The following is an 18878-nucleotide window of genomic DNA, read 5'->3' as shown; positions in this document are numbered from 1 at the left end:
CACCCGCGCCTGCGCCTGCTCCTGCCCCCACGCCAGCGCCGGCCCCTGCACCCACGCCGGCGCCTGCTCCCGCACCTGCGCCGACGCCTGCTCCGGCTCCCGCACCGGCTCCTGCGCCAGCGCCCGCGCCGGCCCCGGCCCCGGCCCCGGCCCCGGCCCCGGCGCCTGCCCCCGCCACGCTGGCCTGCACCGACCTCGCGCTGTGCGACGACTTCGAGTCGACCACCGCCGGCGCGGTGCCGAACCCGGCGCTGTGGAGCGTCGGCGGGCCGAACTGCTTCGACAACAGCGGCAAGGCGACGATCGACGGCGCGGTGTCGCACGGCGGCAAGCAATCGGTGCGCATCGACCCGGGCAGCAGCTACTGCGGCCACGCCTTCATCATCAACACGAAGGCGGCGTCGATGGGCCCGGTCATCTACGGCCGCTTCTACATCCGGCTCGCGACGGCACTCGGCGATCCGCACGTGACCTTCATGTCGATGCACGACGCGATCGAATCGGTCGACGGCAGCATGCAGGACCTGCGCATGGGCGGCCAGGCCGGCATCCTGATGTGGAACCGCTCGAAGGACGATGCGACGCTGCCGTCGCTGAGCCCGACCGGCATCTCGCTGAGCGCGAAGCTGCCGGCCGCCACCTGGACCTGCATCGAGTTCGGGCTGAACTCGGCGATGGGCACGATGCAGACCTGGGTCAACGGCACGGCCGTGGCCGCGCTGCAGCTCGATTCGACGCAGACCGCCGACGTGGACCAGGCCTGGCTCGCGAGCCGGCCTTCGTGGAAGCCGCAGGTCACCGACCTGAAGCTGGGCTGGGAGTCGTACGGCGGCACGGGCAACACCGTGTGGCTCGACGACGTCGCGCTGCACACCAGCCGCATCGGGTGCGGATCATGACGAGCTGGCGTTGGCTGGTTTCCACCGTGGCGCTGCTCGCGGCGCCGGCCTTCGCGGCGGACGAGTTCCTCGACCCCGCGCAGGCCTTCCGCACCAGCGTGCAGCTGCGCGATGCGCAGACCATCGAGCTGCGCTTCGACGTGGCGCCGGGCTATCACCTGTACCGCGAGCGCATCACGGTCGGTGAGCCAGTGGCTGCTGCGCCCGCCACGGCCGCGCTGGCCGAGCCGGTGCTGCCGCACGGCAGGCAGGAGTACGACGAAGGCTTCGGCAGGTACACCGAGACGCTGCGCGGTGCGGTGACGGTGGCGCTGCCGCTGCGCACGGCGAGCGGTGATTTCGGCGTGGCCATCGGCTACCAGGGCTGCGCCGACAAGGGGCTGTGCTATCCGCCGCAGAACGCCGGCATCAGCGCGCGCGTGAAGGACGGCGCACTGCAGCAGGTGGCGTGGCTGCCTGACGGCCTGCCGCCCGCGGCAACGCCTGCTGTCGTCACCACGCCATCGGCCACCACGCCCTCGGCAGCCGCTCCGGCGGCCACCGGCTCGGCCGGCGCCCGCGTCGAATCCGCGCTGCGCTCGGGCAGCCTGCTGACCGTTGCCGGCGTGTTCCTCGTCGCCGGCCTGTTGCTGTCGTTCACGCCCTGCGTGCTGCCGATGGTGCCGATCCTGTCGTCGATCATCGTCGGCACCAGCGGCCCGGTGTCGCGGGCACGCGGCTTCGGCCTCGCACTCGCGTACTCGCTGGGCATGGCGCTGGTCTACACCGCGCTCGGCGTGGCCGCCGGGCTGGCCGGTGAAGGTCTCGCCGCGGCGCTGCAGAACGCGTGGGTGCTGGGCGCCTTCGCGCTGCTGCTGGCGCTGCTGTCGCTGTCGATGTTCGGCGTGTACGAGCTGCAGATGCCGAGCGCGATCCAGGAGAAGCTGAACGCCGGTGCGGGCCGCCTGCGCGGCGGGCAGCACGTGGGCGTGTTCGCGATGGGCGGGCTGTCGGCACTGATCGTCGGGCCGTGCGTCGCGGCGCCGCTGGCCGGCGCGCTGGTCTTCATCAGCCAGTCGCGCGACGTGCTGATCGGTGGGCTCGCGCTGTTCAGCCTGGCAGCCGGCATGAGCGTGCCGCTGCTGCTGGTCGGCGTGTCGGCCGGCTCGCTGCTGCCGCGCACCGGTGCGTGGATGGAGGGCGTGAAGCACCTGTTCGGCGTGCTGCTGCTCGGCGTGGCGTTGTGGATCGTGTCGCCGGTGCTGCCGGCGGCGGTCGTGATGGGCATCGTCGGTGCCGGGCTGCTGGTCGGTGCGGTGTGGCTGTTCGACGGGCGCGGCGCGCCACTGTCGGGCAAGCACCGCCTGCTGCGCGGCGTGGCGCTGGTGCTGGGGCTGGTCGGCGTGGCGCAAGTGGCCGGTGCGTTGTCGGGCGGCGGCGATCTGCTGCAGCCGCTGGCGGGTTTCAGCGCCGGTGGCCCGCGCGGTGGCGCGGTCCAGGCAGCAGTCGACGGCCCCGCCTTCAAGCGCGTGCGCAACGTGGCCGAGCTCGAGGCTGCGCTGGGCAGCGCGGGCGGCAAGACGGCGATGCTGGACTTCTATGCCGACTGGTGCGTCTCGTGCAAGGAGATGGAGCACCTGACCTTCAGCAAGCCGCCGGTGCAGGCGCGCATGAACAACGCGCTGCTGCTGCAAGTGGACGTGACGGCGAACAGCGCCGACGACAAGGCGCTGCTGAAGCGCTTCGGGCTGTTCGGGCCGCCGGGGATCGTGTTCTTCGACGGCACGGGGCGCGAGAAGGCGGGCACGCGGGTGGTGGGGTTCCAGGCGCCGGCGGAGTTCGGCGAGGCGTTGAGCGCCGCGGGGCTCTGAGCGTTTGACACCTCACTGGGCGGAGAGGCGCCAGATCTCCTCACCGCCCGATCGACCACTTGTCACGACGTAGAGGCCATCCGGCCCCTGCGCGACAGCCTTGAAGCCGACGCCCACTTTCTGAAGCGCCGGCGTGGCGCGCACGACCTGGCCCTCGGCATCGAACTTCACGAGGTCCAGTCGCTGCGCGCGGTCGAACGCCACGACGAAGGCGTTTCGCCACTCGCCCCACATGGACCCGCGCAGGCGCTCCATGCCTGACATCCCTTCGTCCGGCTTGCCCGTGCGCCAGCTGGGCTGCCGAACCGATGCAGCGTTCGAACCCGGCTGAACTGGCGTGATGTCGTCCGGAAGCAGGCCTTGCCGCTGCCCCACGAACAAGGTCCCGTTTCCCCCATGGAACGCCAGCGCGGCCGGATCATGCAAGCCGGAGGCATAGATGCGACTGTCAGCGCCCGCTGGAGCGCGATTGGCCGGGGCAGCCGCTCCGCTGCGGTCGATCCGGAGGATCCTGCCTGTCAGCCCGACATAGAGATAGCCGTCGGGGCCGAAGCGCATGGTTCCGGCAAGTGCACTTCCGTTGTTGCGCCCGCTGTTGCGCGCTTCTTCGGGTAGAGACAGGGGAGCAACGGGAGCGAGGATCTCTCTCTCGTCCATCACGCGGGTGGCAGACGCGTCGACGGCCAGCCGAATGATCCGGAAACCGTCGGTGCCCTTCACCCGGGACCCGGTCAGCGCATAGACGAAGCGATTGCGCGAGAAGTCGGGATCGACCGCCACGGCGAGCAAAGCCGTGACGTCATGTGCAGAGGTTCCGGGGGGCGCGAACAGCAAGCTTGCATCGCCGCCGGCCTTGATGGCGAAGAGCCCTTGTTCACGCTCGGTGTAGAAGAGCACGCCATCGTCCGTGAAGGCCAGGCCTGTCGGCGACTTCAGTCCACCCACCACGGTGCGCCGCATGATCGACGGGGCGATGAGCCCCATGCCGAGACTGCGATCGAGCGACAGTTTCGACCCGGCCGGTGACGCCCACGCATCGGTCCCTTCCTTGGGTGCGGGAGGAGTCTTTCCCACGTGAGTGGGCGTCTCGGCGGGCACCGGTTGCGGGAGTGGCGTGGCCGTCGATGCGAATTGCGGATCGACAGCGCTCTGCGCAGTGGCGTCAGCGATGCCCGGCGCGGCATCGGGCGGGTCGGCGTCACCGCTGCCACAGGCTGAAACAGCGATGCAGGCAGCCAGCCAGACGATGGCTCTTGCTTGTCGCATCTGATGGGGATCAGTACTTTTGCAGTTCGGCGTCGAGCGCCGCTTTCAGCTCATCCGGCGAAGGCGTCACTCCCTTGCTCGACGGTGTGTAGAAGACACCCGGAAGCACGCCATCGGCCTTCAGCTTGGGCAGCAACACGTCCGTGAACTCGTCCAGGCTGATCGAGCGCGGAGCATGGCCCTGCCACTCGCTTTCGGCGCAAAGCTGCGCGTACTCCTTGGCCGGCCACAGCGGGAAGACGGTTCTTCCGTCATCCGCTGCGGCGAGAGCCCACCCGTCCTGGTACAGGCCCCAGACCTCCTGCCAGTCGGCCACCACCTTGATGAAGTGCTCGAAGCGCTGGGCCCCAGGCAAGGCCAGTACTGCTTCCATCTGCTTCGGGTTGATCTTCATCCATCTGCTCCTTACAGCGGTGGTCGCTCAGCGTTGGCGCGGCCAAAGTCGTCGTACTTGTGCTGCAGGCGGTGGAGGTCGCGATCCTGCAGGTTCGAATGCTTGTAATCGTAGCCTTTCGCTGCCTCCCGCCCGCGTTCGTGCGCCAAGTCCTTGCCCGGTGGGTTGCGGATCCTGGAGCGCTGACCTCGCCCGATCGAATTGATCTCCTGCTGGATCCACCCGCGGTCCGCCGCGCCCAACTTGTCGTCGTTCGCGAGTTCTCGCAGCCGAGACTGCTTGCCTGCCCGCCCGGCCTCCGTGAGCCCCTTCGCTGCCTCGGCCGCCCGTTCGCCGGTCCGCGCGAGATCGACTGCGTGATCAGCCGTCCGGACTCCCTCGACCACTTTCTCGGCCGTGCGTATCGCCTTCAGCGCCTGCCCGGTTCCAGGGACTGGACTGAGCACGCCAACCATGCTCAATCCGAAGTCGGCCGCAGCCGCCCCGACACCCACGCCGGTGTAGATGGCGGCCCCGAGCTTGACGGCATCGAACGCCAGGAACGCCAGGTCGATCGGCGAGTTCCCATCCGGGTCGACATACCGATTCGGATTGTTGTTGGCGTACGCGTAGCGATTCAGGCTGTGGATGTCGCTGGGGTCTGCCTCCTGCGGATCGATCGACAGAAACCTGCCGATGAGCGGGTTGTAGTAACGCCCGCCCATGTAGATGAGATCGCGCTTGTCCTGCTTGTTCCCGGCAAAGGCCCGCTGTGTGTAGCCGGACCCGGCGTCATTCATCGGTGAGCCGTACGGCAGGTAGTGGTCCTTGAACAGCAGCCCGCCCCCTGCCCAGGTGGCGGATGTCGGTGTCCCCAGCGCATCGGGCTGAAGGAACATCCACGACGACGGCAGGATGTCGGATCCCGAGAAGTGCGTCTGCTGCTCCCCGAACTCCTTGCCCGCCAGGAACAGATGCTCCTTCAGCGTGTCATACGAGTTGTCCGACTTGCGCCACTCGGCCAGCAGCCACCCATGTGCCGAACGGAATTCGTAGACCGAGAAGCCGTTGAAGGCGACCTTGATGCGAGTATTCGTTCCGTCATATAGGGCCCCGACGCCGCCCATGTCGACGAGGTTGCTCGCGTTGTCGAAAACATAGCCCCATAGGGATGAGGATGCATTCCCGTAGGCGTCATAGCTGTAGGTGGTCGTCAGGCCACCGCCCGGGTCGGCCGATGCCACCGATGCCAGTCGATTGTTGGCGTCGTAGGCGTAGTTGCTCGAGCGCATGGAACCGAGCAGGTAGCTCGTGATGTTCCCGTCGCCGGTGTAACCCACCGATCCATTGCCCCACGGTCCGTTGATCGTGGTCAGGCGATTGATGGCGTCGTAGCCAAAGCCGCGATTGTTCGACGGATAGACGCTGTCGGAAACGTCGGACAGGTTGCCTGCCACGTCATACGACAGGGTGCTCGCGATCTCGCTGACGCCGTCACCCGTCTTGACGGTGATCGAACTGAGCCATTCGCGAGAATTCTGGCCGTAGGCGACGCGCGATCCACCGTTGAAGGCCACATCGGAAATCTGGCCGTTGGGCCAGTAGCCAGCATTCAGCATCGTGCCCGAGGGCAGCTGAATGACGGTCGGCCTGCCCAGCGTGTCCGGGCTGAAGCTCGCGGTGCGGCCCAGCACCGGGTAGACGATCGACGCCAGTTGATCGTTCGCGTTGTAGTTGTAGGTCGCCGCCAAGGTCAAACCGTCGACGACCAGAGATTCCGTCGCCAGATTCTGATTGGCGTCGTAGCCGTAGGTCCTGGTGGCGACCGCATTCGTGACCGTGCGCAGCTTGTCGGTGCGCCAATAGACATTCGTGACCTGTGAAGGCGAGCTGTTCGGGTACGTCACCCTGAACAGGCGGTTGCGGCCGTCGTATTCGTAGCTCGTCGTCCCCGAGCTGCCAACCCTCTTGCTCGTCATGTTGCCCGCATCGTCGCGGCCATAGACGGTCGTGCCCACCTCGGGCTGGGTGGTGGAATCCAGGAAGTACCGGCTGTCGTAGTGGAACGTTCGCCCCAAGCCGTTCTGCGATGAACTGGTCACCAGTCCGCGCCCGTTGCGCTCGATCGTCACGCTGGCCGCAGCAACCGGCGCCGTGATCCTCATGACCAGCAACTTGTCGGGGTCGCCGTAGGCGCGGTACACGTGGGTCGTCACATTGCCGCGCTCGTCGCGCACGGCCAGGCTCGGCGCACCGCTGGCGCTTGAATACGTGAAGGTGCGAAAGCTGGAGTCCGCGTTGTGCGTGATCCGCGTGACGCGGCCGAGGGCGTCGTACTGGAAGTTGTGCCCGATCGTGGCAGACCCGACATTCGAGCCGAATGTCCTGCGTCCCAGCGCGTCGTAGCTGGATGCGATGGCAATTCCGCCGGTGGTGACCCGCGTCGTCCGCGCAAATGCGTCGAGCGTCGTGACCTGCTGGAGGCTTCCTCGTGTCGCCGTCTTGGTGGTGGCCGTGTAGCTGATCGTCGTGGCGTTGCCCAGGGGAGGAGCGATCCGGGTCAGCCTGTTGAGACCGTCGTAGTCGAATGACGTCGTCTGGTTCTCGCCATTGGTCTCCGACGTGATGTTGCCGTCGGTGCTGACAACACGCGAGATGCCGACGCCTTCAGGGTGCGACTCCGTGCGCGGAACGCCACGGAAATAATTGCTGAACCGCGACAGCAGGCCGCGCGGTGCCGTCTTCGTTGCAATGTCGCCTTCGGCGGTGTAGGTGTAGCTCGTGCCGACACCGTCCCGTGTCTCCGACAGCAGGTTTCCGTTGGTACTCCAGGTTCTGGTGACGGACCCGACGCCGGAGGTGGTCTCGTCGTCGACCTGGTTCACGATCCACAACGAAGTGTTGATGTAGTAGGTCAGCTGGGTCGTCCGGCTGCCACCGTTGGGTCCGGCTTCGACCACCGTGCCGGCGTTGCCGTAGCCGTCGAAATTCGAGAACGTGCTTTGGTAGGTGACGCCATCGCGCACGATCGTGCGTTGCGTCAGGATCGGCGCATAGGTCTCCGTGTCGACGCGCGTTGCATAGGCGCCGGGCCTCGCATTGTTCTCTTCGGAGATCTTCTGCTTGTCCCACACGTACGCTTCACTCTGAAGCACGCTGCCCGATTGCGACAGCGTCTTCTCCATCAGCAGCCCGATCTTCCACACCGTCCCGGAGACTGCGTAGTTGGGGCCGACATGCTTGTAGACGATCGTGCCGGCAGGTGTCGTGACCGTCGTCGTGTCGAGCGTCGAGCCCGTTCCTGGGGAGTAGGCATACGACCACGAGCCGCCGTCACTGGATGACTTCGAGTTGACGACAACCTCGCGCGGCGCCGTGGCCGTGGCATCGAATTGCGTCAGCGCATAGCCGTACGTGACGGTTCCGCCCTGCGGATAGGTCATCCGCAGCATCTGGTAGTTGTTGGCGTTCTCCGCACCGACGATGCCGTTGTAGGCATATTGCCACGAGGTGGCGTCCGGGCGCCTGACGCTGGTCAGGAAATAGCTCCCCGTCACGCCGCTGATGGCCTGGTACCCGTAGGTCCAGACGCGATTGCCGGTGGTGATCGTGGAGATCCGGCGGGACATCGTTCCCGAGTCCAGGTAGGCAAAGCTGATGGAGCGGCCATCGCTCGTCGTGACGCTCTTGATTTCCGGAGTGGCGGCCGCTGCATAGGTCACCGTCGCCGTGTTGCCATTGCGATCGGTGATCGCCGTCGTGTACCAGGCGTTGATGGTTTGCGTGCCGCTGTTCGCCTCCAGCACCTGCTGGGTCATGTCGTAGCGGACGCCATCCGGCGAGTACACCGACAGCCCGGTTCCAGCGCCGAAGCACTCGGCACGCCAGCGAGCTGCCGTGATCATCAGCGGTGATCCGCTGGACGTGAATGCCAGCACCTGGCGGCTGCCGTCGGGCAGTTCGAGAACAGGGTTGTCCCCCACCGCCGTGCCGTTGTCCGTGTTGAGGCACACGGTGTTGTTGCGGGTCTTCAGGACGCGACCGAAATGGACGGTCCATCCCAGGCCGGCCAGCGACGTCGTGCTCAGATCTGCGACGTTGCTCGGAATGATCCGCTTGTTGTTGAAGGACCTGACGACCTTGAGATCGAAATCGCCGTTGCCGGGAAGAAACACGTCCACTGAGTGGACCTGCAATGACCCGGTGAACGGATCGATGTTCTCGGTGACGTGCTGGTTGACGTAGTCCCGATTCGGCTGAAGACCGGGCTCCTTGTAGAAGTCGGGTATCACTTCCTGCGCGAAGCCGGGAGGCGACATCGCGCAAAGCGACAGGAACAATCCAAAGGCAGCGACAAATCGGCCGCCCGCATGACGAATCGACATTGAACCCCCTGATCGTTGGCACCGGCATCATTGCGACGCGCGGGCGGATTTTTATTTGCGAAATGATGCTACCGCAGAAACCGATTTCGCAACACCTGTCATCGAGTTGTAATGCGCACGCGCGACTCGCCTTGCCATTGCGCGAATGCAATTCTGGTTGCCCGAACTTGCGGTTATGATCGCGCCCTTCCTTTCACCCAACGCCTCACCGCAGCTGGAGTTCAACATGCCCCGCGCCTTCGTCACCGCCTGACCGACGACCCGCTCATGTAGCCGCATCCCCCGCGGCCATCGTCGTCGGTTCATTCCCCTGAACCCTCGGAGACGACGATGAACCTCCACTCGCTGGACCTCACCAAATACCCGCGCACCGCGCACCTCGAAGGCAGCCGCCTGCAAGACGGTGACGATGCGTCCGACCAGATGCCGCTGCGCGCGCTGGCCGGCCGCCACGTCGTGATCGAGGAGAAATTCGACGGCGCGAACTGCGGCCTGTCGTTCACCGACGGCGGCGATTTGCTGCTGCAGTCGCGCGGCCACTACCTGACCGGCGGCGGCAGCGAGCGCCAGTTCAACTGGCTCAAGCCCTGGGCGCATGCCCATGCGGATCGCCTGCTGCACGTGCTCGAAGACCGCTGGCTGCTCTACGGCGAGGCGATGTACGCGAAGCACTCGGTCTGGTACGACCGCCTGCCGCACCTGCTGCTGGAGTTCGACCTGCTCGACCGCCGCAGCGGCCGCTTCCTGTCGACGAAGCGGCGCCACGAGATGCTCGCGGGGCTGCCGGTCGTCTCGGTGCCGGTGCTCTACGCCGGCCCGATGCCGACCGATGCGAAGCTGCTGCGCAAGCTGATCCAGCCTTCGCTCGCGAAGAGCCCCGGCTGGCGCACGCGCTTCGAGCAGCAGGTGCAGCGCGAAGGCCTGCCGCTCGAGCTGACCTGGCAGCAGACCAACGACAGCGATGCATCGGAAGGCCTGTACCTGAAGGTCGAGAACGACGACCACGTGGAGGCGCGCTACAAGCTCGTGCGGCACGACTTCCTGCAGACGATCCTCGACTCGGGCTCGCACCACCTGCAGCGGCCGATCCTGCCGAACCTGCTGGCCGACGGCGTGGACATCTACGCACCGCGCGTGGAGACCGACTGGGCCTCGCTCGGGCTGCGCACGATCACCTCGCTCGAGGCGCTGAAGGCGTTCAAGCCCGCCCAGGCGAACGGAGGCTGAGCCATGGACTGGAAGCAAGTGCAGGCCCTCATCCCCGCGCCCGGGGCGGGTTTCGACTGGGCCGCGTGGTGCGAGCTGATCCCGGGGCTGGTGGCGCTGGAGCAGACACCGCAGGATCCGCGGCACCATGCCGAGGGCAACGTCGGCATCCACACGCGGATGGTGCTCGATGCGCTGCTCGCCGATGCGGCGTGGCAATCGGCCGCACCCGAGCGCCGGGCGGTGATGTTCCTCGCCGCGCTGCTGCACGACATCGCGAAGCCGGACACCACGGTGATCGACCCGGTGACCGGTGCGATCGGGCAGCCGGGCCATTCGCGGCGCGGCGCGATCGACGTGCGCGCACTGCTGTGGCGGGCCGGCGCGCCATTCGCGCTGCGCGAGGCGGTGTGCCGCATCATCGCCGTGCACCAGGTGCCGTTCTTCGCGTTCGCGAGCCGGCGCGGCGAGACGCCGGAGTACATCGTGCGCCGGCTCTCGTGGGAGCTCGATGTGAGCGAGCTGGCCGCGGTGGCGCGCGCCGACATGGTGGGCCGCCGCTGCGAGGACCGGGCGGGGCACCTGGCCGACATCGAGCTGTTCGGCGAGCTCGCGCGCGAGCTGGGTTGCTGGGACCGGCCGTGGGCGGCCGCCGATGCGCACACCCGGCTGATGTATGCGCGCGGCATGGCGATCGACCCGGCCTATGCGCTGCACCGCCTGCCGGGCAGCGAGGTGACGGTGATGTGCGGGTTGCCGGCGTCGGGCAAGGACACCTGGGTGGCGGCGCATGCGGGCAGCCTGCCGGTGGTGTCGTTCGACGATGCGAAGGCCGAGCTCGGGCTGAAGCACGGCGAGAACGACGGGCGGGCCGCGCACCATGCGATCGACAAGGCGAAGTCGCTGCTGCGCGAGAAGGCGCCCTTCGTCTGGAACGCGACCCACCTGTCGAACGACATGCGCGGCAAGACGCTGGACCTGCTGTACGCCTACGACGCGCAGGTGAGGCTGGTGTACCTGGAGGCGCCGCAGGCGGTGGTGTTGGCCCGCAACCGGCAGCGCGACACGACGCTCACCAACAAGGACCTGCTGCGCATGCTGCACCGCTGGGAGGTGCCGATGCCTTGGGAGGCACACCGCGTCGACTACCTGGTGGATGAGGGCGCAGGAGCAGCGAGCAGAATCCGCTGAGCCTGTTGTCGATTCCGGCCGACCTCGATCGTCGCGTTCAGACATCACCCTCTCACGGAGACCCACATGTCCAGACTCAGAGTCGCAGCTTTCTCGGTATCCCTCGACGGCTTCGGTGCCGGCACCGACCAGAGCCTGCAGAACCCGCTCGGCGTCGGCGGCGAGACGCTGCACGAATGGTTCTTCGGCACCACCACCTTCCAGGCGATGACCGGCCAGGGCGGCGGGGAGGCCAATGTGGACGATGGTTTCGCGAAGCGCAGCTTCGAGAACGTCGGCGCGTGGATCCTCGGGCGCAACATGTTCGGCCCGGTGCGCGGGCCGTGGCCGGATGATCAATGGAAGGGCTGGTGGGGCGACACGCCGCCGTACCACGTGCCGGTGTTCGTGCTGACGCACCATGCGCGCGCACCGCTGGAGATGAAGGGCGGCACGATCTTCCACTTCGTCACCGGCGGCATCCATGAGGCACTGGAGCGTGCCCGCGATGCGGCGAAGGGGCAGGACGTGCGCGTGGGCGGCGGCGTCGCGACGATCCGCCAGTACCTGCAGGCCGGGCTGATCGACGAGATGCACCTGGCGATCTCGCCGACGCTGCTGGGCCGCGGCGAAGCGCTGCTGGCGGGCATCGACCTGACGGCGCAGGGCTTCCGGTGCACCGAGCATGTGGGGACGCCGAAGGCGCAGCACGTCGTGCTGACGAAGGGCTGATTCATCCTGTTGCAACAACCCATGCCCTGACCGGCAAACCGTCACCGGGCCGTCAAGTTTCCTGACACCGAGCCTCACACAATGGCGCATGACACGCCGACACCTCACTCCTTCCAACGCGGCCAGCGCACTGCTGTGCGCGCTTGTCTTGTCTGCCTGCGGCAGCGGCGACGACTCGGACACAGCGGCACCCCCTGTTGCTGGCGCACCAACTCCTGCACCTGCACCTGCACCTGCACCTGCACCTGCGCCCGCACCCGCTCCCGCCCCCGCCCCAGCCCCAGCCCCAGCCCCAGCACCAGCACCAGCACCAGCACCAGCACCAGCACCAGCACCAGCACCAGCACCAGCACCGGCTCCTGCCCCCACCAACAAGAGCGTCGGATGCGGCAAGGCCGCCCAGTTTGCGAGCGGCAAATACACCCTGACTTCAGATGGCGTGACGCGTGAGTTCTGGGTTCGCGTTCCGTCCGGCTACAAGAACGACAACGCCTATCCGTTGATCGTCGGCCTGCACTGGCGCGACGGCAGTGCCACCGATGTCTACAACGGGAACAGCTGGGCCAGCGGCAAGCCCTTCTATGGCTTGAAGGAGCTCTACGGCGAGAGCGCGGTCTTCGTCGCCCCGGCGGGCTTGGACGCCGGCTGGGCCAATCCGAATGACCGCGACATCCGCTTCATCGGCGCGATGGTCAACCAGCTCAAGCAAGGGCTCTGCACCGACACGAGCCACACGTTTGCGACCGGCTTCAGCTTCGGCGGAATGATGTCGAACGCGATCGGTTGCCAGATGGGCGATGTCTTCCGCGCCGTGGCGCCGATGTCGGGATCCGTCTGGAGCGGCTGCGCCACGTCATCGAACAAGACCGCGGCGATCCTGCTGCATGCCAAGGAAGATGCCGTCGTCGGCTACCAGTTCGGCGAAGAGGCGCGCGACAAGTACATCGCCAAGAACAGCTGCAGCCAGACCACCACCAAGATCGGGGTCAATGGCTGCGTGATCTACCAGGGCTGCACCGACAACAAGCCGGTGGCCTGGTGCGGGTACACCAACGGCGGGCACTGGCCGCCGGGCTTCGCCGCGACAGAAATCAAGTCGTTCTTCGACCGCTTCTGAAACGCCGGGGGCGCGGCACCTGGCTGCGCCCCCGGCCGGGCAGAGCGGGCAAGCCGCTTACCAGCCCACGCCGTAGTAGTCGTACACGCGGCGGCCGTAGCTGTCGTCGTACGAAGGCTCCTCGTTCTGCGCGTAGCGCGGTGCGCCTTCGAGCTGCTTCTCGGACAGCGGCACGACATAGCCGTCGAGGTTGGTGTCGTACTTCAGCATCGCCCACGGCACCGGATAGCGGTCGGTGCCGACCCCGAGGAAGCCGCCGAACTCGAGCGCTGCATAGCGCACCTGGCCGGAACGCTTGTCGATGATCAGGTCGTCGATCGAGCCGAGCTTGTCGCCGTTGCTGGCGTAGACGGTGGTGCCTTCGACCTTGTCGGAAGAGATGACGGGATTGCTCATGAGGGTCTCCTTCACTGCGCTCTGCCGCGGGCGACATGCCCGTGGCCTGAACCCCCATTGGTCCATGCGCGACCCTTGCCGAACATCAGCGCAGGCGCGGCCCGGCTGTAGGAATCTTCCTCAGACTGCCTTGCTGCGCAGCCCCAGCAGGCTGACGCCCAGCACGACGAAGCTGCCGCCGAAGACGCGGTTCAGCACCCGTGCGCGGCGCGGATCGGCGAGCCGGCCCTTCACGCTGCGCGCAAGCAGCACGTACACCGCATGCGAAAAGACGGCACAGGCCGCGAAGGTGACCGTGAGCAGCGCGAACTGCTGCACCGCACCGTCGCCCGCCTTCATGAACTGCGGGAACAGCGCGCTGAAGAACAGGATCGCCTTCGGGTTGGTCAGCGCCACCGTGAGGCCATTGCCGAAGAGCCGCCAGGCCGGTGCACCGGCCCGCGCCTGCGCGCCGGACGCCTCGGCGAACATCGCACCGCCGCTGCGCCACTGCCGGATGCCGAGGTAGACCAGGTAGCCCGCGCCGAGCAGCTTCAGTGCAAGGAAGGCCGTGGCCGAGGTCTGCAGCACGACGCCGAGCCCGACGGTGGTGGCGAGGGACACCAGCAGCAGCCCGACGGCGTTGCCCAGCGAGCTGATCATCGCGCGGCCCGGGCCGACGCCGATCGAGTTGGACACCGCCAGCAGCACGGCCGGGCCAGGCGTGAAGGTGACGAACAGCGCGATGGTGAGGAAGGTGAGCCAGTCGGAGAAGGTCATGGGGCGAGGCAGGAGCGTGCCGCAGGTGCAGCGGGTGCGCCGATGTTAGCGGCGCACCCATTCCCTCAGAGACTCACCAGCCGAAGCCCAGCGTGTACTTCCCGCTGGTCGCGCCGGTGCCGCCGCTGTAGAACTTCACGCGCACGTAGCGCGCCGATGCCGCCGTGCCGGTGTTGCTGACACTCGCCGAATCGACGACACCCACCCCCTTCTCGCTCGCGGCCAGCTGGGTGCCGGACGCGTTGTAGATGTAGAGGTCGTAGTCGCTCGATGCGTTGGGCGTCAGCGTGGCGGTCAGCGTCTTGCCGGCCGGCAGGTTCACGAGGAAGTAGTCGCCATCGGTCGACGATCCGATCGCGCCGTTCCACGTGCCGGCCGCTGCCACCGTGTTGGCGGTGCCGATGTTGTCGTTCGGCTCGGTCTCGTTGTTGCCCGGCGTGACCACGCTCGCGATCTTCAGGAACTGCGCCGTCACCGGCCCCCATTGCCCCGACGACACCTTCGCGCGCACGAACACCAGGTGCTTGCCCAGCGCCAGCCCGGTGGTGCTCAGCGTGCCGCTGAGCGACTCGGTGGTCTGGTTGAAGCTGCCATCGGTGGCGGTGAGCGGGATCGCGACCGCACCGGCCACCCAGGGCGGCGTGTCGATGTAGGCCTCGGCGCCGGTCACGTTGAGCACGGTCTCGGTGCCGTTGGTCTGGTTGAAGCGCGTGTCGGTGGCCGAGGCCGTCAACGCGACCGGCGTGCCGGCGAGCACGCCGCCGCCGCTGGCATCGCTGCCGAGCGTCACCGTGGTCACGTCGGCACCGGCCGGAATCTGGTACGGCGCGCGCACCACCTTGGCGGCGTAGATCAGCGCCGGCAGGTTCTTCGGCTTGGTCGTGCTGTTGTACGTGGTGCAGCTCTCGAAGAAGCTGGAGCCCAGCTCGATCGTGTAGGCCGCCACGCCGAGCTCGCCGTAGCTCGGGCCGTCGCTGGTGCCGTCGGTGGCGTAGAGGCCGATCGATTGCTCCGGCGTGTAGCCGTTGAAGTACGCGAGGCGGCGGCCCAGCGTCTGCAGCGCGGTGGCGTTGGCCGTCGGCGTCGACGTGGTGCCCCAGGGCCACAGCACCAGCTGGCTGTAGCTGTGCACGTCGATGTGGATGCCCGAGGTGTCGACCGGTGCGCCATCACCCGGGTTCGGGCCGCGGCGGTCGGGGTAGATGCTGCGGATGTAGTTCTGCACCGCCTGCGTCTCGGGCTCGGAGCCGGCCGATGCGCCACGGTAGGTGAGGTCGCACTGGTTGCCGCTGGAGCCYGAGCCGCCGGTGCTGTTCCAGCCGAACGTGAAGTTGCGGTTCAGGTCGGCGCCCCGCGTGTTGCTGGTGGCACCGCAATAGGCGGTGTTGGTGTTCTTGCGCCAGGAGAGCCCGCCCTCGGCCTTCTTGCGGCCGTCGGGGTTGGTCTGCAGCAGCAGGTGCACCTCGTGGTGGTCGACGATCCAGGTGGCGTCGGGGTCGGTGCCGTAGCCGTTGAGCAGCCAGCGCGCGAACTCGAGGTTCAGCGGCGCGGTGGTGTACTCGCGGGCGTGGATGGCGCTGTTGACGAACAGCTTGGGCTTGGTGCCGCCGATGGCGCTGTTGGTGATCTTCAGCACCCGGATGTCGTAGCCGCCGGAGCCGACGGTCTTCTGCCACGAGTCGCCGATGTCGATCCAGCTCGCGAGCGTCGGGTAGGTGGTGGTGAAGGCCGACGCGGCGGTGAAGGTTTCCTCCACCGTCTCGTAGCAGCTGTAGCCGGGGATGGACTGGATGGTGGCGTCGCCTGCCGCGGCGCCGGTGATGCCGGTGCTGTCGGTCGACGCGCCGGGAGCCGTGGTGCGGCTCTTCGCGTCGGCAGCGGCCTGGATGGCGGCCAGGAAATCATCGCGGCGCTGGATGAACTCGGGCGCGTTCTCGATGCGGAAGCCGAAGCTGCGCAATGCGGCGATGTCGGCGGTTTCGAGCTCGAGGACGAGGAAGCCTTGCTCGTAGTTGGATTCGAGCAGGTTGGCGTGGAAGGTGACGGCGGCCTTGCGCAGCATGGCTGCGTCGGGGTAGAAGGCCTTGTAGATGTTGGTGCGCTGCTTTTCCTGCTGTCGCAGCAGGCGCATTTCGGTGGCGGAATCCTGCGGTGTGACTTGCCCGGGAAGGCGTGCAGGGGATGCGGACTGCGGGGATGCGGACTGCGTAGATGACGACTGCGAGAAGGCTGACGGTACTGCGGAAACTGCAAGGAACAACGCGGCAAGTGCCGCCCGCGATTGCGGACGTACGTTGGTCATGGAAAGCTCCCTTGTGGTTTACGGTACCAGCCCAGCTGCGTGGGCTGGATCGGCGCACGCTCTCGGCTGGGGATCACCCATCGGAGCGCCGAATGATTCTGGGGGACTTCTCCCTGTTCTGCGAGGGGAGTAACAAGATGAACAAGGTTATTTATTGGGTATTGGCAATGGCCGCGTGTTGCGGTAATTCGCGTGCGTGCGAAGGCAACGATGCGCAATGGGCGAAGGAATTTGCTGCATTGCGAACAGTGCGCGGGCACTTTGATGGTGGAAGCTGGGCAGCGGATGTGGACCGCTGGCAGGGGCGCAAGCACCAGCTGATGCAATGCCTGGCTGCTGGGTTGTCAGCAGCGGGGACGCCGGTGGAACGGGTGCGGGAGCGGATGGGGGAGCCGGATGCGCGGGTGGAGTGCCCGTCGGCGGCGTGCGAGGGGGTGGTGAGGTTGATGGAGGCGCGGGCCGAGGGGGAGCGATCGGTGGCAACGGCGCGACAGCTTTGGGTCTACCAATGGCGAGGGCAGCACGATCGGCTGGTGTTCTCGGTGGTCGCGGGCAAGGTATCCGACGTGGGGTGGGCGTACGCGCTGGAGTGAGGCTGCGTCAGGCGGCCTCGACCCGCTCGCAGTAGGCCGCGAAGGTGCGCTGCCACGCGGGCCGGGCCATGCACCGATCGCGGTACGACACGAGCTTCGGATACGGCGCGATCAATGACTCGTCCWTGATGCCCGACGAGAGCACGTGCGTCATCAGGATGTCAGCGACGGTGAAGCTCTCGGCTGCGACGAACTCGCGGTGGGCGAGCCAGCGCTCCAGGTTGCCCAGCATCCGGTTCGCCCAGCCGACCAGGAACTCGCGGTGCTTGCCGCAGCTGCCATCGGCCGACCAATCGAGCACCAGCAGGCTGAGCAGCGGCATCTCGACCGAGTTCATCGCGGCGAAGCACCAGCGCATCACCTGCGCCTCGCCGGCGCGGTCGGCGGGGATCAGGCGGCCGGACTTCTTGGCGAGGTGGAGGACGATGGCGGCGGATTCGGACAGCCGCAGGCCGTCGTCATCGATCGACGGGATCTGCTCGAAGGGGCTGAGCCGGCGATAGGCCTCGGTGTTGAGGTCGTGCGCGGGGTGGTCCATGCCGGCGATCTCGAACGGGAGCTGCATCTCTTCGAGCGCCCACAGCACGCGCAGGTCGCGGGTGTGGCCGCGGGCGAGGGCGTTGACCTCGGAGAAGCCGTAGAGCTTGAGCATGGGGGGACTTTCGCTGAGGCTGAGTTGCCCGAGAAGCGTAACGRCATCACGATGCGGGATGCACAAACCCCTTTTGCGACTGCCAGAATGAGCGTCGCCCGTATCGGAAGCGATCGTCGACAAACCGCTGGTGGGCAAAGGTCATGTGGGCCAGCTGTTGTAGCTGCTGGCCAACTTATATCTTCTACGATGGCAGATCGGGATCTCGAATCGGAACTTGCGTCACCTTTTGTCCGACCGATGAATCGCAGAGAATAGCCAGAACATCACTCAGACTTTCGGCAATATAGAAGGCTCCTTCAGGAGTCACACCATACTCTTGTCGCCAATAATAAGAATGGTGGGTGTACAAGTAAAGAATGGCATTCGCGCCGGCGCGAATCCCCGGATTTATATCAGAACGAATTGAATCCCCAATCACCCAGCATTGCGCCGCATCCGAGCCCATTTCCTTGATCACAGCATCGAAAACTTCCGCATCCTTCTTTTTAACTACCCTGATTTGATCAAAATGATGGACCAAGTCATGATGTTCTATTTTTCTGTGCTGGACCTGCTCAACCCCACGAGTAATTAGAAGAGATTTATAACCAGCCAAGCGCACTTCATCCAGCAACTCAATCGCACCCGGAATTAGTTCTGGCACAACGTCTTTTACTATAGAACCCGCCTGCCGAATCTCTCTCCGCACCGACTCAAGAGGTGAAGCGCCAGCAACACCACAGAGATGCGAATATGTAGACAACATTGACATCTCGTATCGCTCTGGAACATAGCCATATTTAATTATGTTCTCCCCATCTATCCGCTCGAACTCTTCGAGCGCCACTTCCGGCTCAAAGCTGGCGCGCTCCATGCAACTAATAAACGAGCTTCTGGCCACCCAATAGACATGACTGGTGTCAACCAAAGTATCATCAAGATCAAAAATTGCCAAACGAATCATATTTTAAGTTCATATATCAGCTATGGACCGGACGCGCGGCGCTGTGGAGCAACAGGAACCACGTCTGAAGACGACAATTTCGGTGCGCTTTGATCCTTTGCGGACGAATTATCCTGCCCCACCTGATTCCTTACAGAGTCTCCTTGGATGGCCTGTTTTGCATCCTTGAAGACGGGCAATGCCGCGATTATCGCAAAGATCAACGCCCCCAGACTGAGGCCCACTGTAGAAA

17 protein-coding genes are annotated in these 18878 nt (G+C 66.1%); 7 read left to right on the top strand and 10 right to left on the bottom strand.

Going from position 1 to position 18878, the window contains the following annotated elements:
* Window positions 1–899, top strand: an 899-nt coding sequence (locus tag AC1D12_RS05850; RefSeq protein ID WP_477839323.1) for a hypothetical protein, incomplete at its 5' end; no start/stop codon positions are given.
* The gene (gene dsbD, locus AC1D12_RS05845) at window positions 896–2749 is read left to right on the top strand and encodes a protein-disulfide reductase DsbD (RefSeq protein ID WP_477839321.1); all 1854 of its coding nucleotides are present in this window, start codon (window positions 896–898) and stop codon (window positions 2747–2749) included. The genes AC1D12_RS05850 and dsbD, both read left to right, overlap by 4 nt.
* Before the next feature lie 12 nt (window positions 2750–2761).
* On the opposite strand, the gene AC1D12_RS05840 is transcribed toward dsbD, so the two are convergent.
* Genes AC1D12_RS05840 through AC1D12_RS05830 form a run of 3 tightly spaced genes read right to left on the bottom strand, consistent with a single transcriptional unit; the run spans window position 2762 to window position 8773 of the window.
* Complete coding sequence (locus AC1D12_RS05840; protein ID WP_477839319.1) at window positions 2762–4015, bottom strand: PQQ-dependent sugar dehydrogenase; 1254 nt, start codon at window positions 4013–4015, stop codon at window positions 2762–2764.
* 10 nt (window positions 4016–4025) lie between these two features.
* Window positions 4026–4409 carry a DUF2750 domain-containing protein gene (locus AC1D12_RS05835; RefSeq protein ID WP_047507191.1) on the bottom strand — a complete coding sequence of 128 codons (384 nt, stop codon included), beginning with the start codon at window positions 4407–4409 and terminating at the stop codon, window positions 4026–4028.
* Window positions 4410–4420: 11 nt separating this feature from the next.
* A complete protein-coding gene (locus tag AC1D12_RS05830; protein WP_477839318.1) occupies window positions 4421–8773 on the bottom strand; it encodes an RHS repeat-associated core domain-containing protein in 4353 nt (1450 codons plus the stop codon).
* Window positions 8774–9103: 330 nt separating this feature from the next.
* On the opposite strand from AC1D12_RS05830, the gene AC1D12_RS05825 reads away from it, so the two are divergent.
* From AC1D12_RS05825 to AC1D12_RS05815, 3 genes are all read left to right on the top strand, one after another.
* Window positions 9104–10000: an RNA ligase family protein gene (locus AC1D12_RS05825; protein WP_477825305.1), complete on the top strand. Its 897-nt coding sequence runs from the start codon at window positions 9104–9106 to the stop codon at window positions 9998–10000.
* A gap of 3 nt (window positions 10001–10003) precedes the next feature.
* Window positions 10004–11170 (top strand): AAA family ATPase, encoded by a 1167-nt coding sequence (locus AC1D12_RS05820; RefSeq protein WP_477825304.1) that lies wholly within the window; start codon window positions 10004–10006, stop codon window positions 11168–11170.
* 66 nt (window positions 11171–11236) lie between these two features.
* On the top strand, window positions 11237–11881 hold the full coding sequence (locus tag AC1D12_RS05815; RefSeq protein WP_477825303.1) for a dihydrofolate reductase family protein: 645 nt from the start codon (window positions 11237–11239) through the stop codon (window positions 11879–11881).
* Window positions 11882–11985: 104 nt separating this feature from the next.
* On the opposite strand, the gene AC1D12_RS05810 is transcribed toward AC1D12_RS05815, so the two are convergent.
* On the bottom strand, window positions 11986–12234 hold the full coding sequence (locus tag AC1D12_RS05810) for a hypothetical protein (protein ID WP_477839316.1): 249 nt from the start codon (window positions 12232–12234) through the stop codon (window positions 11986–11988).
* A gap of 86 nt (window positions 12235–12320) precedes the next feature.
* On the opposite strand from AC1D12_RS05810, the gene AC1D12_RS05805 reads away from it, so the two are divergent.
* Window positions 12321–12998: a CE1 family esterase gene (locus AC1D12_RS05805; protein WP_477825301.1), complete on the top strand. Its 678-nt coding sequence runs from the start codon at window positions 12321–12323 to the stop codon at window positions 12996–12998.
* A 57-nt stretch (window positions 12999–13055) separates the two neighbouring features.
* Here AC1D12_RS05805 and AC1D12_RS05800 read toward each other — a convergent pair whose 3' ends face one another.
* The 3 genes from AC1D12_RS05800 to AC1D12_RS05790 all read right to left on the bottom strand — a co-directional run bounded on the left by AC1D12_RS05800 (window position 13056) and on the right by AC1D12_RS05790 (window position 16284).
* Entirely contained in the window at window positions 13056–13394 is a 339-nt protein-coding gene (locus AC1D12_RS05800; RefSeq protein WP_465110493.1) for a PRC-barrel domain-containing protein, read from the bottom strand.
* 120 nt (window positions 13395–13514) lie between these two features.
* Complete coding sequence (locus AC1D12_RS05795) at window positions 13515–14153, bottom strand: LysE family translocator (RefSeq protein ID WP_465110492.1); 639 nt, start codon at window positions 14151–14153, stop codon at window positions 13515–13517.
* A 73-nt stretch (window positions 14154–14226) separates the two neighbouring features.
* Complete coding sequence (locus AC1D12_RS05790) at window positions 14227–16284, bottom strand: M14 family metallopeptidase (RefSeq protein WP_477825300.1); 2058 nt, start codon at window positions 16282–16284, stop codon at window positions 14227–14229.
* A gap of 263 nt (window positions 16285–16547) precedes the next feature.
* On the opposite strand from AC1D12_RS05790, the gene AC1D12_RS05785 reads away from it, so the two are divergent.
* Window positions 16548–17048 (top strand): hypothetical protein, encoded by a 501-nt coding sequence (locus tag AC1D12_RS05785; protein ID WP_477839314.1) that lies wholly within the window; start codon window positions 16548–16550, stop codon window positions 17046–17048.
* 7 nt (window positions 17049–17055) lie between these two features.
* Here AC1D12_RS05785 and AC1D12_RS05780 read toward each other — a convergent pair whose 3' ends face one another.
* From AC1D12_RS05780 to AC1D12_RS05770, 3 genes are all read right to left on the bottom strand, one after another.
* Entirely contained in the window at window positions 17056–17700 is a 645-nt protein-coding gene (locus tag AC1D12_RS05780; RefSeq protein WP_477839312.1) for a glutathione S-transferase family protein, read from the bottom strand.
* A 184-nt stretch (window positions 17701–17884) separates the two neighbouring features.
* A complete protein-coding gene (locus AC1D12_RS05775) occupies window positions 17885–18646 on the bottom strand; it encodes an HAD family hydrolase (protein ID WP_477839310.1) in 762 nt (253 codons plus the stop codon).
* A gap of 20 nt (window positions 18647–18666) precedes the next feature.
* A partial coding sequence (locus tag AC1D12_RS05770; protein WP_477839308.1) for a hypothetical protein occupies window positions 18667–18878 on the bottom strand: 212 nt, incomplete at its 5' end.

It is taken from the genome of Rhizobacter sp. P1_G5 (assembly GCF_056405435.1).
Note: the sequence above shows the minus strand (reverse complement) of the source record. Positions and strands in the feature narration are given on the sequence as shown.

What these genes read in the sequence shown, in the direction of transcription:
- dsbD (WP_477839321.1), top strand. Translation starts at nt 896, where the DNA reads ATGACGAGCTGGCGTTGGCTGGTTTCCACCGTGGCGCTGCTCGCGGCG.
- AC1D12_RS05835 (WP_047507191.1), bottom strand. Translation starts at nt 4,409, where the DNA reads ATGAAGATCAACCCGAAGCAGATGGAAGCAGTACTGGCCTTGCCTGGG.
- AC1D12_RS05775 (WP_477839310.1), bottom strand. Translation starts at nt 18,646, where the DNA reads ATGATTCGTTTGGCAATTTTTGATCTTGATGATACTTTGGTTGACACC.
- AC1D12_RS05840 (WP_477839319.1), bottom strand. Translation starts at nt 4,015, where the DNA reads ATGCGACAAGCAAGAGCCATCGTCTGGCTGGCTGCCTGCATCGCTGTT.
- AC1D12_RS05795 (WP_465110492.1), bottom strand. Translation starts at nt 14,153, where the DNA reads ATGACCTTCTCCGACTGGCTCACCTTCCTCACCATCGCGCTGTTCGTC.
- AC1D12_RS05815 (WP_477825303.1), top strand. Translation starts at nt 11,237, where the DNA reads ATGTCCAGACTCAGAGTCGCAGCTTTCTCGGTATCCCTCGACGGCTTC.
- AC1D12_RS05825 (WP_477825305.1), top strand. Translation starts at nt 9,104, where the DNA reads ATGAACCTCCACTCGCTGGACCTCACCAAATACCCGCGCACCGCGCAC.
- AC1D12_RS05830 (WP_477839318.1), bottom strand. Translation starts at nt 8,773, where the DNA reads ATGTCGATTCGTCATGCGGGCGGCCGATTTGTCGCTGCCTTTGGATTG.
- AC1D12_RS05820 (WP_477825304.1), top strand. Translation starts at nt 10,004, where the DNA reads ATGGACTGGAAGCAAGTGCAGGCCCTCATCCCCGCGCCCGGGGCGGGT.
- AC1D12_RS05800 (WP_465110493.1), bottom strand. Translation starts at nt 13,394, where the DNA reads ATGAGCAATCCCGTCATCTCTTCCGACAAGGTCGAAGGCACCACCGTC.
- AC1D12_RS05785 (WP_477839314.1), top strand. Translation starts at nt 16,548, where the DNA reads ATGATTCTGGGGGACTTCTCCCTGTTCTGCGAGGGGAGTAACAAGATG.